10 protein-coding genes and 1 pseudogene are annotated in these 13,111 nt (G+C 64.7%); 1 reads left to right on the forward strand and 10 read right to left on the reverse strand.

All coding sequences use genetic code 11. From position 1 onward, the window contains the following. Nucleotides 1–135 precede the first annotated feature (135 nt). The gene (parE, locus tag S101446_RS09000; RefSeq protein ID WP_087608192.1) at nt 136–2,175 is read left to right on the forward strand and encodes a DNA topoisomerase IV subunit B; all 2,040 of its coding nucleotides are present in this window, start codon (nt 136–138) and stop codon (nt 2,173–2,175) included. Nucleotides 2,176–2,313: 138 nt separating this feature from the next. Here the strand turns inward: parE and S101446_RS09005 are convergent, their stop codons facing one another. The 10 genes and pseudogenes from S101446_RS09005 to S101446_RS09050 form a co-directional block, all read right to left on the reverse strand. Further along, nucleotides 2,314–3,855, reverse strand: a complete 1,542-nt coding sequence (locus S101446_RS09005; protein WP_087608193.1) for an NADH-quinone oxidoreductase subunit M — start codon at nt 3,853–3,855, stop codon at nt 2,314–2,316. A gap of 134 nt (nt 3,856–3,989) precedes the next feature. Further along, nucleotides 3,990–5,858 (reverse strand): DNA mismatch repair endonuclease MutL, encoded by a 1,869-nt coding sequence (mutL, locus tag S101446_RS09010; RefSeq protein ID WP_087608194.1) that lies wholly within the window; start codon nt 5,856–5,858, stop codon nt 3,990–3,992. A gap of 67 nt (nt 5,859–5,925) precedes the next feature. Beyond that, entirely contained in the window at nt 5,926–6,414 is a 489-nt protein-coding gene (locus S101446_RS09015) for a DUF3035 domain-containing protein (protein ID WP_019084987.1), read from the reverse strand. Nucleotides 6,415–6,508: 94 nt separating this feature from the next. Then, a complete protein-coding gene (lspA, locus tag S101446_RS09020) occupies nt 6,509–6,982 on the reverse strand; it encodes a signal peptidase II (protein WP_010508154.1) in 474 nt (157 codons plus the stop codon). Nucleotides 6,983–6,987: 5 nt separating this feature from the next. After that, the gene (gene ileS, locus S101446_RS09025) at nt 6,988–9,861 is read right to left on the reverse strand and encodes an isoleucine--tRNA ligase (protein WP_087608195.1); all 2,874 of its coding nucleotides are present in this window, start codon (nt 9,859–9,861) and stop codon (nt 6,988–6,990) included. Nucleotides 9,862–9,952: 91 nt separating this feature from the next. Beyond that, nucleotides 9,953–10,912 (reverse strand): bifunctional riboflavin kinase/FAD synthetase, encoded by a 960-nt coding sequence (locus tag S101446_RS09030; RefSeq protein WP_087608196.1) that lies wholly within the window; start codon nt 10,910–10,912, stop codon nt 9,953–9,955. Then, nucleotides 10,909–11,625, reverse strand: coding sequence for an acireductone synthase (gene mtnC, locus S101446_RS09035; RefSeq protein WP_087608197.1), 717 nt, complete (start codon nt 11,623–11,625; stop codon nt 10,909–10,911). The genes S101446_RS09030 and mtnC overlap by 4 nt, the downstream gene beginning before the upstream one ends. Nucleotides 11,626–11,648: 23 nt before the next feature. Then, nucleotides 11,649–12,191 (reverse strand): 1,2-dihydroxy-3-keto-5-methylthiopentene dioxygenase, encoded by a 543-nt coding sequence (locus S101446_RS09040; RefSeq protein WP_010508148.1) that lies wholly within the window; start codon nt 12,189–12,191, stop codon nt 11,649–11,651. Continuing rightward, nucleotides 12,188–12,810, reverse strand: a pseudogene (locus S101446_RS09045) (methylthioribulose 1-phosphate dehydratase). Before S101446_RS09045 ends, S101446_RS09040 begins: the two are co-directional and overlap by 4 nt. A 40-nt stretch (nt 12,811–12,850) precedes the next feature. Then, nucleotides 12,851–13,096, reverse strand: coding sequence for a twin-arginine translocase TatA/TatE family subunit (locus S101446_RS09050; RefSeq protein ID WP_026018475.1), 246 nt, complete (start codon nt 13,094–13,096; stop codon nt 12,851–12,853). Between the last annotated feature and the right edge of the window lie 15 nt (nt 13,097–13,111).

Here is a 13,111-nt window from a genome sequence, read left to right on the forward strand (position 1 = left end):
GTCGCCCCGTCACGGGCGTATGAAGAAAAATATGGCCGGACCCGTGTCCGGCCTTTTTCATGCCCGCAAGTGCAGGCATAGTGCAGGGCCATACGGCTTGACAGGACGCGATCGGACGGAACAAAAGAACGCTTCATGAACGACGATCTTTTCTCCGCACCCGCAGGCCCCGCAAAGCCCACCCGACGCAAGGTTTCCGCTGCACCCATGCCTGATAACGCCAAAAACGGCCCCGATACCTATGACGCCAGCGCCATTGAAGTGCTGGAGGGGCTGGAACCCGTGCGCCGCCGTCCGGGCATGTATATCGGCGGCACGGATGAAACGGCGTACCATCACCTTGCCTCCGAAATCCTTGACAACGCGATGGATGAGGCCGTGGCCGGCCACGCCACCACCATTGACGTGACGCTGGAAGCCGGGGACTGCCTGACCATACGCGATAACGGGCGCGGCATTCCGGTGGACCCGCACCCGCGTTTTCCCGACCGTTCGGCGCTGGAAGTCATCCTGACCACGCTGCATGCGGGCGGCAAGTTTTCGGGCAAGGCCTACGCCACATCGGGCGGCCTGCATGGCGTGGGATCGTCGGTGGTCAATGCGCTGGCGTCGCGCATGGAGGTCGAGATCGCGCGTGACCGCGAACTGTGGCGGCAGGTCTATGAACGCGGCCATCCGCTGAGCGGTGTTGAAAAGATCGGCCCGGTCAACAACCGGCGCGGCACGCAGATCCGCTTCACCCCCGACCCGGAGATTTTCGGGCGGCTGCATTTCTCACCCATGCGGCTGTACCGCCTATGCCGGTCAAAGGCGTTCCTGTTCCGTGGCGTGACCATCCGCTGGTCATGCGATCCGTCCCTTATCAGGAATGATGACGTCCCGGCGGAAGCGGTCCTGCACTTCCCCGGCGGACTGGCCGACAGCCTGCGTGATGAACTGGGTGACAAGGCCGCCCTGCTGACCGACCTGTGGTCGGGGGATGCGGACCTTCCGACCGGCCCCGACGGGGCGGATACGGGCCGCATGGAATGGGCCATCGCCTTTCTGGAACAGGGCACGGCTGCCCTTGCATCCTACTGCAACACCATTCCAACGCCCAATGGCGGCACGCATGAGACGGGCTTTCGCAACGCACTGCTCAAGGGACTGCGCAACTGGGGCGAACAGCGCGCCAACAAGCGCGCGGCCAGCATCAATGCCGATGATATCCTTGGCTGCATCGCCGCCAAGCTGTCGGTCTTCATCCGCGACCCGCAGTTCCAGGGCCAGACCAAGGAAAAGCTGACCAGCAGCGAGGCCAGCAAGCTGGTTGAAACGGCACTGCGTGACCGGTTCGACCACTGGCTGGCGGGAAACCCGCAGCAGGCGGACAACCTGCTGGCCTTTGTCGTCGAACGCGCCGAGGAACGCCTGCGCCGCAAGGAACAGAAGGAAACCCCGCGCAAAAGCGCGACCCGCCGCCTGCGCCTGCCGGGCAAGCTGACGGACTGCACGCGTGAAAACGCAGCTGAAACCGAGATTTTCCTGGTGGAAGGCGACTCGGCCGGCGGGTCCGCCAAGCAGGCCCGCAACCGTGAAACGCAGGCCGTCCTGCCGCTGCGTGGCAAGATCCTGAACGTTGCCAGCGCCTCGACCGAAAAGCTGCGGGGCAACCAGGAACTGCGTGACCTGGTGGAGGCGCTGGGCTGCGGCATGGGCGAGCGCTTTGACGCGACCAGGCTGCGCTATGGCCGCATCATCATCATGACCGACGCGGACGTGGACGGGGCGCATATCGCCTCGCTGCTCATGACGTTCTTCTATCGTGAACTGCCCGGCCTGATCCGGGGGGGGCACCTGTATCTGGCCCAGCCGCCGCTGTACCGCCTGACACAGGGCGGCAAGAGCGTCTACGCGATGGATGACGCCGACCGTGAGCGGAAGATGAAGAAGGACTTCAAGCCCAACAGCAAGGTCGAGGTCTCACGCTTCAAGGGACTGGGTGAAATGCCACCGGGTGACCTGAAACAGACCACCATGGACCCCAGGCACCGCACCCTGCTGAAGGTCATCACCCCGCCCGAGGACAGGGCGCTGACGCTGGAGCGGGTGGAACACCTGATGGGCCGGAAGGCGGAACTGCGCTTTCGCTTTATTCAGGAACATGCCCGTCAGGTCGATAACCTCGACGTCTGAACCATCTTCAGCGAAAAAGGCCCGGTTACCTGCAACAGGGTAACCGGGCCTTTTTCATAAGAAGTTTCTGGCGACGCGTTTTTTCAGAAAGCTTCGGGAAACGCCGCCTTCTTGAAAAAAGGCGGCACCCCAAAACGTTTAACCTGCTGTTGTCAGGTGCGTAACCTGCTGCGGGTCCACCGTAGCGACAGTCGTCATTGGATGCAGCAGGCTGGTCACGGCCGGATCAAACACCCGCAGGAACGATCCCGGATGCACCCCCATCCAGATCGTCACCACCGCCAGCGGCACCAGCACGGCCAGTTCCTGTCCCGTCAGGTCACGCAGCAGGGCGACCACGCCCCCCCGGTCCGCCCCGAACAGCACCCGTCGATACAGCACCAGCATATAGACCGCGCCAAGGATCATGCTGGTCCCGCCAAGGAACGCCAGCCAGAACGACACATGCAGCGCACCGACCATGACCAGGAATTCGCCCACGAACGCGCCCGTGCCCGGCAGGCCGATATTGGCCATGACAAACAGCATGGCCAGCGTGGCCAGGACCGGCATTTTATGCGCAACCCCTGAAAATGCGCTGATGTCACGGGTTTCAGCCCGCCACGACACGGCGGAGACACAGAAGAACAGCGCCGCGATCACGATGCCATGCGACAGCATCTGGAAAATCGCACCATCGATTCCCTCTGGCGTCATGGTGAACAGCCCGATGGCGATTACCCCCATGTGCGAGAAGGAGGAATAGGCAATCACCCGCTTCATGTCCGTCTGCGCCAGCGCGATCATCGCGGCGTAGATCACCGCAATCACACCCAGCGTCAGCACCACCGGCGCGAACATCCGTGCGGCATCGGGAAACATCATCACGCCAAAGCGCAGCAGGCCATACGCCCCTGCCTTGGACAGCACGCCCGACAGCATGACGGACGCGGGTGTCGGGGCCTCGGTATAGGCATCGGGCAGCCACGCATGCAGCGGAAACAGCGGCAGCTTGACGCCAAAGGCGATGATGAAGCCCGCCAGCAGCCAGCACTGCATGGCATGGCCGAATCCATGATGCTGCAACGCCACGATATCGGTCGTGCCCGCGGCGTTCCACATGGCCAGCAGCGCCAGCAGCATGAACAGCGACCCGCCAAAGGTGAACAGGAAGAACTGCAGCGAGGCCCATACCCGCTTCGGACCACCCCATACCCCGATCATGAGGCTGGCGGGCAGCAGCGTCGCTTCGTAAAACAGGTAGAACAGCACCAGATCAAGCGCCGAAAACAGCCCGATCAGCGTTGTTTCCAGCACCAGCATGGCAATCATGTAATCCCGCACCCGTCCCGTCACCTGCCGCCAGCCACCGATGATGGAAAGCGGGGTCAGGAACGCGGACAGCAGCACGAACATGAGACTGATGCCATCAAGCCCGGCATGGTAGGAAATGCCAGCGCTACTGGCCCACCCCACCTGCTGTTCGAACTGGATGCCGGGCCGGGCGGGGTCGAATTCGGCCCACATGATCACAGCCAGCGCAAAGACGATGCCACTGGTCCACAGCGCCACCCATCGGGCGGCGGTCTCGACCGTCTGGGTCGTGCCGCGCGTCAGCAATATGGCCAGGGCCCCGGCAAGGGGCAGATACGTTACAAGGGACAGCAGGATCGGATGCACATTCGGTCTCACATCATCCATGGATAATGGCTGACCCTAGGGGCGTTGCGCCCCGGGAATCCAGTAAGCGCCCGCTCACATTATGCAGAGGCCACGCCCCGTTTTCCATTCGGCCATGCCATCACGGGCATGCGCACGCATGGGTCCGCTCGACGTCACCTGCGGCCGAACATCCGCTCCAGATCAGCTTTTTCCAGCTTCAGCCATGTCGGCCGACCGTGTGAACAGGTGCCCGAACGGGGGGTGCGTTCCATGTCCCGCAGCAGGGCGTTCATTTCCTCGTGTGTCAGCTTCCGGCCCGCCCGTACGCTGCCATGGCAGGCCATGCGCGCGATGATCGCGTCCATGCGCGCATCCAGCGCATCAGCCTGCGCGGGGCTGGCCAGGTCGTCGGCTTCCAGTTCTTCCGCCAGGTCACGCAGCATGCCCACGGGATCTTCCTTGCCCAGAAGGGCAGGCATGGTCCGCACCAGAACGGCCGTGCCGCCAAAGGGTTCGATCTCGATTCCCAGCCGGCCCAGCGCAACACTGAATGACAGCAGGACCGCCACCTGCCGCGCGGGCAGGTCCACCACCTCGGGCAACAGCAGGCGCTGGGCGCGGATTTCACCGCCCAGATACTGCTGGCGCAGAATTTCGTGGGTCAGGCGTTCATGGGCCGCATGCTGATCCACCAGCACCAGCGCGCCATCCGCCGTCTGCGATACGATATAGGTGCCCAGCACCTGCGCCACCGCCGCACCCAGCGGATGATCAATGGCGGGCGTCATGTCGGCTGCAGGCTGTTCTGGCCCTTCCGGCACGACCTTGCGGGCGGCAGGCAGGGCGGACAGCGGCAGTGTCGATTCGGCAAAACCCGTCGGCAGGCCCGGATCAGGCGCTCCGGACGCATCAATGGGGGCAGCCAGACGGGTGGAAAGCCCTGTCGCATCGGCGCTGCGTTCAGGTGGATACCAGATCCGCGCGGGCGATGGCCCACGCGACTGCAACAGATCGGGCCTGACCCCGGCCACCCCGGCCCCTGTGCCCAGCGCGCGCCCCAGCGAACCGATCACCAGCGCCCGCACAGCCGCCGAATCGGCATAACGCAGTTCCGTCTTGGCCGGATGAACGTTTACGTCCACCTGTTCAGGCGGGATTTCCAGCGACAGCGCCACGACGGCATGCCGCCCGTGTTCCATGACATTGCGATAGGCCACCCGCACCGCCGTGCGCAGGACCGGGTCCACCACCGGGCGGCCATTGACCATCAGCATCTGCCCGTTGGCCGTGGCGCGATGCACGGATGGCGCGCAGATGAAACCGCTCAGTTTCAGGTCACCGCGCTGCCCTTCCACCGGCAGCAGGCCATCAGCGTGGCCCGACTCCAGAATGGCGGCCACGCGGGCGGCCATGTCCTGCACCGGCAGGTCAAGGATCAGGCGCTGGTCGAATTCCAGCCGGAAGGCGACATGCGGGGCGGACAGGGCCAGACGGCGCACGACATTTTCGGCATGGCTGGATTCGACACGCGGGCTTTTGAGGAATTTGCGCCGCGCGGGTGTTGCGAAGAACATGTCTTCCACCAGCACGCGCGTGCCGGGCGACCCGGCGCAGGGCTCGACCTCCCCCACCACGCCGCCTTCCACACGGATCGCCCATGCCGAATCGCTGTCACGCAGCCGGGACATGACCGTAAGCCGTGCGGCCGCCCCGATCGAGGGCAGGGCCTCCCCCCGGAAACCAAGCGTGGAAATACGCACCAGCGTCTCGTCACGCAGCTTGGACGTGCAATGCCGCTCCACCGCAAGCCGCAGGTCGCCAGGCGACATGCCGCAGCCATCATCCGTGACCTCGATCCGATCCATGCCGCCACGGTCCAGACGGATCTGGATCCGGCGCGCACCGGAATCGATGGCGTTTTCCACCAGTTCCTTCAGGGCCGCGGCGGGACGTTCAATCACCTCGCCCGCGGCGATGCGGTTGACGACCTGCTCCGACAGGCGACGGATGACCGGCTGGCCATTACCAGAAGACATGTTCATACCACGGACCGGATTTCACGCATCTGGCCACATGCCGCGCACCCGCCGGGTGCGCGGTCAGGCCATTTTATTTTTTGGGACCGCTGACGGTCGGGGTCGCACCCTGCGTCAGGTTGCGCCCAAGGGCCGAATCCTCACGCAGGCGGGCATTCTCCGCCTTGCCGTTCACAAGGTTACCGGCTCCGCCGCCATGCCAGAACATCAGCTTGTCAACAAAACTGGTGTCGGCGCGGCCCATTTCGCCCTTGTCCTCAGCATTGGAGGCAACCTGCGCTTCACCCACCAGCGCGGTCTGGCCTGCGCTGTCGGTGCCATCAGCGCCCTGCAGCGCCACATTGGGGGACAGCGTTTCCAGCGCCTGCATGCGCGGGTTGGTATCCTGCGCGCGCTGGATGGCGTTGCTGTTGGGCGCGCCCAGTTCATCGGACGGCGGCATGGACAGCGGCGCACGGGTCGTGACCGTGTATTCGTCCGGCAGGCTCCGCTCCAGCCCGAAGGCGCGCGAAACATCGGCACCGGTGCAGCCCGACAACAGGAAGCCGCCCGAGACAAGCATTGCACAGGAAAGGGGTCTGAAAGCAGAAATCGCCATATCTCGCCTATTACCGTTAGTGGAACGGTTCGGCAAGCATGTGCAGGCCGCGCCTCCCCTAGTTTGCATCGCGATTACGCATATTGTCGATAATCAGGATCGCAACACCGCAATCAATCATGGCGTCGGCGATGTTGAACACCGGCCATGACCAGCCAAAGGCATGGGCGTCAATGAAATCAACCACCGCGCCAAAGCGCAACCGGTCAATGACATTGCCGATCGCCCCGCCCATGATCATGCCCAGCGCAACCGCCACCCACCGGCGCGGCGTGCGCGCAAGCCATACCGACAGGCCTGCCACGATCGCCAGCGCCGCGACGGAAAAGATGATGCGCCCGGCGGCCCCGGCACCACCCAGCATGCCGAACGTGATGGCATGGTTCCATACCATCGTCAGGTTCAGCACCGGCAGCAACGGCACGCTTTCACGCGCGGGCAGGTCATAGATATCAAGTATCCAGAACTTGCTGGCCTGGTCGGCCGCCAGCGCGCCCAGCAGGCACGCGCCGCCCAGAACACGGTTGTTCATGAAGGTTACGCCCCGTCCCGCACCACATCGACACAGCGCAGGCACAGTTCGGGGTGGGCCTTGTCCTGTCCCACTTCCTCCAGCACCTTCCAGCAGCGCGCGCATTTATGCCCCGTCGCGACACTGATGGTGGGAATGCCATGCGGCACGCCTTCCTGCGCCCCGTCCTCGCCCAGGTAGATCGACCCGGCACCCGCGATGATGCTCACATCCGCCTGCGAGACGATGGTCAGTTCCGCCCAGTCCACGCCGTCAAACCGTGCGGCTTCCGCTTCCGACAACGGCAGGTCGAGCGCCGCCTGCAGCGATGACTTGACCATGCCATCACGACGCGCGGTCTCGATTTCGGTCGTAATCACCCGGCGCACCGCGCGCAGCATGGCCCAGCGGTCCCCCAGTTCCGGATCATGCCACTGCGTCGGCAGTTCAGGGAACGGCTGCAGGTGGATGCTTTCGGCATTGCCGGGGCGGGCGAGCCATGCCTCCTCCGCCGTGAAGACCAGCACGGGGGCCAGCCATGCGCACAGGCAGCGGTGCAACTGGTCCAGCACGGTGCGCGCCGCGCGGCGCTTCAGGCTGGATGCGCCATCACAGTAGATGGTGTCCTTGCGCACGTCGAAATAGAAGGCCGACAGGTCGGCGGCGCAGAAGCCATGCAGCGCGGGATAGACACCCACCCATTCATGCGTTTCCACCGCGCGGGCCACGAGGCTGCCCAGTTCGGACATGCGGTGCAGGACCCAGCGTTCAAGTTCGGGCAGTTCCCCGAACGGCACGCGCTCGGCTTCGGTAAAGCCGTCCAGCGCGCCCAGCAGCCAGCGCAGCGTATTGCGCAGGCGGCGGTAGAGTTCACCCTGCTGCTTGAGGATTTCCTTGCCGATGCGCAGGTCATCATTCGTGTCGGAGTTCATGACCCACAGGCGCAGGATATCAGCCCCGAGGCTGTCATTCACGTCCTGTGGCGCGATGACGTTGCCCAGTGACTTGGACATCTTGCGACCCTGCTCATCCAGCACGAATCCGTTGGTGACCAGCGCCTTGTAGGGGGCTATGCCACGGGTGCCGACACTTTCCAGCAGCGACGACTGGAACCAACCACGATGCTGGTCGGACCCCTCCAGATACAGGTCGGCGGGGAATGGCATGTCGCCATGACCCAGCACGAAGGCATGGGTCGATCCACTTTCAAACCACACATCGACGATATCGAACACCTGTTCGTAATCGTCGGGGTTGCGTCCTTCACCAAGGAAACGCGCGGCGGGGGAGCTGTACCACGCATCGGCCCCTTCCGCGCGGAAGGCGGTGACGATGCGCTCCATCACCGCGGCGTCGCGCAGGACCTCGCCCGTGCGCTTTTCCACGAACACGGCAATCGGCACGCCCCAGGCGCGCTGGCGGCTTATGCACCAGTCGGGGCGGCCCGCCACCATGGATGTCAGGCGGTTGCGTGACTGCGCGGGCACGAACGTCACCTTTTCCAGCGCCGTCAGCGCGCGTTCACGCAGGTGGCCTTCGCCATCCATGCTGATGAACCACTGCGGGGTGGCGCGATAGATGATCGGCGCGCGCGAACGCCATGAATGGGGATAGGAATGGACCAGCACGGCCCGCGCCACCAGGCCACACGGCGCCGTGCCCGCCGCCACGGCGCGCTGCATGGCTTCCAGCAGGGCCTGGCACACCGGTTCGGCCGCCTTGAACACATGGCCGCCGGCAAATAGCGGCACCCAGTCGGCATACCGGCCATCCCCCAGCACCATTTCGGTGATTTCCAGCCCATAGGCACGGCCAAGGTTGAAGTCGTCCTCACCATGGGCGGGGGCGGTGTGGACCAGGCCCGTGCCCGCTTCGGTCGTGACATGCGCGCCGGGCAGCAGCGGCACGTCGAAATCATAACCCTCCCCCCGCAGCGGGTGGGCGCAGATGGCGCCTTCCAGCGCGCTGCCAGGCAGGGTGTAGAGTACGTGGTGGGCGGTGATGTCCGCTGCCTCGCAGAAGGGCGCGATCAGGTTCTCGGCCACCAGCACGCGGGCTTCGGGTTCCAGCGTCGCATTGTCGCCCACGCCATCGACACGCACCACGGCATAGGTGATGTCGGGGCCATAGGCGATGGCGCGGTTGGCGGGAATGGTCCACGGCGTGGTGGTCCAGATCACCGCCGCCACGTCCTGCAGCGCCTTTGCCGGCGTGGGATCGGTCACGAAGGGGAAAGCCACGTGGATGGCGGTGGATTCGTGGTCGCGGTATTCAATTTCGGCTTCGGCCAGCGCGGTCTTTTCAACCGGGCTCCACATGACCGGGCGCAGGCCACGGTACAGCAGGCCGTTGAGCAGGAATTTGCCGATTTCCCCTGCGATGGCCGCCTCGGACGAAAAATCCATGGTGGCGTAGCGGTTGGCCCATTCCGCCTGCACGCCCAGACGGCGGAACTCGGCCGCCTGGATATCCAGCCATTTCTGGGCATAGGCGCGGCATTCGGCGCGGAACTGCAGGACCGGCACGCTGTCCTTGTCCTGCCCGCGCTTGCGGTATTCTTCCTCGATCTTCCATTCGATCGGCAGGCCATGACAGTCCCAGCCCGGCACGTAATGGATACCGTATCCCGACATGCGGTGGGCGCGGTTGATCACGTCCTTGAGGATCTTGTTCAGCGCGTGGCCGATATGCAGGTGCCCGTTGGCATAGGGCGGGCCGTCATGCAGCATGAACACGTCACGCCCGCGCGCCTGTTCAAACAGGCGGTCATCGAGCTTCTCGCTCTCCCACCCTGCCAGAATCTCCGGCTCCCGCCTGGGCAGGTTGCCCCGCATGGGAAAGGAAGTGGTCGGCAGGAAGACCGTCTCCCGGTAGAGATCCTGTGGTTTTGACTCGGACATGGCCTGTTCTGTTCTTCTGGCAAGGGGAAGTGCATGCATGACCGGCGGCCACCATGCAGGGCAACCTTATGGGGACGCGGGCGGCACGGGGTCAAGTTCTGGCGGTTACGGGCGCGAATTCATGGGTGGACAGGTACGCCATCGCCTGCGTGCAATCGCGCGCGATCTGTTCCTTCAGCGCATCCAGACCGTCAAACCGGCGTTCGGCGCGCAGCAGGGTATGCAGCGCCACCGACAGGGTCTGGCCATACAGGTCACCTGAAAAGCCCAGCAGGTGGACTTCCAGCCGGCTTTCCTGCCCGTCATTGATGGTTGGCCTGCGCCCGATATTGGCCACGCCGGGATAGACGCCGCCATCGGCCATGCGCACGCTGACGGCATACACCCCGCGCGCGGGTTCCAGATGGCGGCCCAGCGCGATGTTGGCGGTGGGGAAGCCCAGCAGGCGGCCACGCTTGTCCCCATGCTGGACCACGCCACGAATCGACCACGGGCGGCCCAGTTCCTCCGCCGCGCGTTCGGGGTAGCCATCCTGCAGCAGCCTACGGATCCGGCTGGATGAATATGGACCCAGCGCATCGGACAGCGGTGGCACCACGCTCAGGCCGATACCCAGTTCGGCGGTCCGTTCGGTCAGGAAGGCGACATTGCCCCGCCTGCGGTGGCCAAAGGCGAAATCCATGCCGCAGGCGACATGATGCAGCCCCAGCCCTTCATGCAGGACGCGGGTGACGAAATCCTCGGCGCTCATGGCGCTGAATTCACGGTCAAACGCGATCTGGAACACATGCTGGACACCAAGTGCGGACAGCGCGGCAAAGCGTTCCTGCGACAGTGTCAGGCGAAAGGGCGGGTCCTGCGGGCGGAAAAGTTCACGCGGGTGCGGCTCAAACGTCACGACGGCCAGTTTGCGGTCGGGCCGGGCCGTGTGCAGGGCCTGTATCAGGTGGGCATGGCCCAGATGCACGCCATCAAAATTGCCCAGCGCCGCCACGCCCCCCCGCGCGGTGTCGGGAATATCGCGCCAGTCGGTATGCAGATGCGCCTTCATGCCTGCACCGCGCGGGGCAGGCCGAACCGCGCGGCGACCTCATCCAGCGTCGCGGCGACGGGATGCGTGGTCCCGGGCTGCGTGCCATCCTGCGGACGTACGATCTGGCAGGTGCGCAGGCCCGCTTCCGCCGCCGCATCCAGTTCGGCCACCACATCGGACAGGAACAGCACATCGCCCGGCTGCCACTGCGCGTCCTGCACGATGCTGGTATAGCTCCGCGCCTCGCGCTTGCTGCCCATCTGCAGGTCGTAGAAGTCGACGAACACGCTGCTCAGGTCACCATCGGTGGTATGCCCATAGATCAGCTTCTGTGCCGCGACCGAACCGGATGAATAGACCGCCAGCGCCAGTCCCGCCGCCGCCCAGCAGCGCAGCGCAGGCGTCACGTCCGGGTACAGCGTGGCCTTCAGCACGCCATCGGCATAACCCTGCGCCCAGACCATGCCCTGCAGCGCCTTCAGGGGCGCGACCTTCGCATCGGCATCCATCCATGCCTCCAGCTGGCGCAGGGGCGGCACACCGGGGGCAAGGCGGGCGATTTCTTCCACCTGCGCGCGCACGGCCGGATCATCCGCCTTCGTGCGCAGCAATGCGGGCAGCGCCTTGCGGGCATAGGGGAACAGTATGTCATGGACGAAGGAAACCGGTATGGTCGTTCCCTCAATATCCAGCAGCACCGCACGTACTGGCGGCTGCGTGGCCTGGGTCACGTTCTCATCTCCCTCAGTGCGGGTCAGGCTTCAACGGGGAAGCGGGCCGCGATGTCACTGCCTGTATATTGCGCGATCCACCCGTCCGGGTTGGTGAAGACACGAAGGGTCACGAAATCCGGTGTCTCCCCGCCATCAAACCAGTGGGGAATGCCGGCAGGCACCGAAATCAGGTCGCCCGCCGTGCAGCGCACGTCATACACGCGCCCGCCCACATGCAGGATGAAATCCCCCTGCCCGTGAACAAAGAAACGGACCTCGTCCTCGCTATGGACGTGTTCGGACAGGTATTTGCCGCGCGCCTGCGCCCAGCCCTGCGTCTCGGGGCCGACACGCAGCACATCGGCCGAACCCGCACCCGTCTCGCCCATCAACTGGTCAAGATAGGGACGGTAGGCGTCCAGCACCTCGGCTTCGGGCGCGGTGCGGGGGGGGACGACGGGACTGTCCCAGCGTTCAAAACGCACGTTGATCGCCGAAAGCTCGGATGCGATCCGCTTCGGGTCGGTCAGGTGGATGATGGGCGTGCCGGGATTGTTGTCGGCATAGACGTTCAGGCTGCTCATCGGAGCTTCCTTTCTTCCAGTTCGCAGGCCAGCAGGAATTCCAGCCCTTCCAGCCGGGCCAGCGCGGCATCCATGTCCGCCCCCCACGCATACACCCCGTGGCCACGGATGATGTAGCCCGCGCACATGCCATCCAGATGGGGCGCCACGACACCGGACAGGCGGGCAATGTCCTGGTCATTGTCGAATATGGGCACGCGCACCCGTGCGGCGTGGGTATTCTGGCCCGCAAATACTTTCTGGACTTCGTAATTTTCCAGTACCAGTGCATCCCCCCCAGCCGCGACAGCACGGTGGAGGCGACGGAATGACCATGCAGCACCGCGCCCGCCCGCGGGTCATGGGCATAGATCTGGCAATGCAGCAGGGTTTCCGCACTGGGCCGGTCGCCCGTGGTCAGGGGCCTGCCCGCCGCATCGACGCATATGACCCCGTCCGTCCCCAGCAGCCCCTTGTGGCCGCCAGACCGCGTGATGGCCAGGTTGCCATCGGGCAGGCGGATGCTGATATTGCCCGCCGTGGCGGGTACCCAGCCGAAACGGTCCATGCGCCGCCCCGCCGCAATGATCTGTTCCACCGCGCGGCAGTACGCTCCGGCCGGAAACACTGCTTTGTCCATTACGCCGCCCATCCACGCGCCACCGGCGCGCGGTCCATCATCATTTTACGTTGTTGGTCGAATGCTGCGGTGCTTCGGTAAAGGAGGCGTCCTTTTCCTTGCCCGGTCCCTGGATATGGCCGGTCGGCACCGGTTCCTCCGGGGTGTCATCCGCCATGTTCTTCTTGAACGACTTGATCCCGCGCGCCATGTCACCCATGAGCGAACTGATCTTCCCACCGCCGCCAAACAGTACCAGCACCACCGCCAGCACGATCAGCCAATGTCCCCAGCTCAAGCTACCCATCGCATCCCTCGATCC

Source organism: Komagataeibacter europaeus, assembly GCF_002173515.1.
GTDB lineage: Bacteria > Pseudomonadota > Alphaproteobacteria > Acetobacterales > Acetobacteraceae > Komagataeibacter > Komagataeibacter europaeus.

Excerpts from the sequence above, each read along its gene's own strand:
- parE (WP_087608192.1), top strand. The coding sequence starts at position 136 with ATGAACGACGATCTTTTCTCCGCACCCGCAGGCCCCGCAAAGCCCACC.
- S101446_RS09005 (WP_087608193.1), bottom strand. The coding sequence starts at position 3,855 with ATGGATGATGTGAGACCGAATGTGCATCCGATCCTGCTGTCCCTTGTA.
- mutL (WP_087608194.1), bottom strand. The coding sequence starts at position 5,858 with ATGAACATGTCTTCTGGTAATGGCCAGCCGGTCATCCGTCGCCTGTCG.
- S101446_RS09015 (WP_019084987.1), bottom strand. The coding sequence starts at position 6,414 with ATGCTTGTCTCGGGCGGCTTCCTGTTGTCGGGCTGCACCGGTGCCGAT.
- lspA (WP_010508154.1), bottom strand. The coding sequence starts at position 6,982 with ATGAACAACCGTGTTCTGGGCGGCGCGTGCCTGCTGGGCGCGCTGGCG.
- ileS (WP_087608195.1), bottom strand. The coding sequence starts at position 9,861 with ATGTCCGAGTCAAAACCACAGGATCTCTACCGGGAGACGGTCTTCCTG.
- S101446_RS09030 (WP_087608196.1), bottom strand. The coding sequence starts at position 10,912 with ATGAAGGCGCATCTGCATACCGACTGGCGCGATATTCCCGACACCGCG.
- S101446_RS09040 (WP_010508148.1), bottom strand. The coding sequence starts at position 12,191 with ATGAGCAGCCTGAACGTCTATGCCGACAACAATCCCGGCACGCCCATC.
- S101446_RS09050 (WP_026018475.1), bottom strand. The coding sequence starts at position 13,096 with ATGGGTAGCTTGAGCTGGGGACATTGGCTGATCGTGCTGGCGGTGGTG.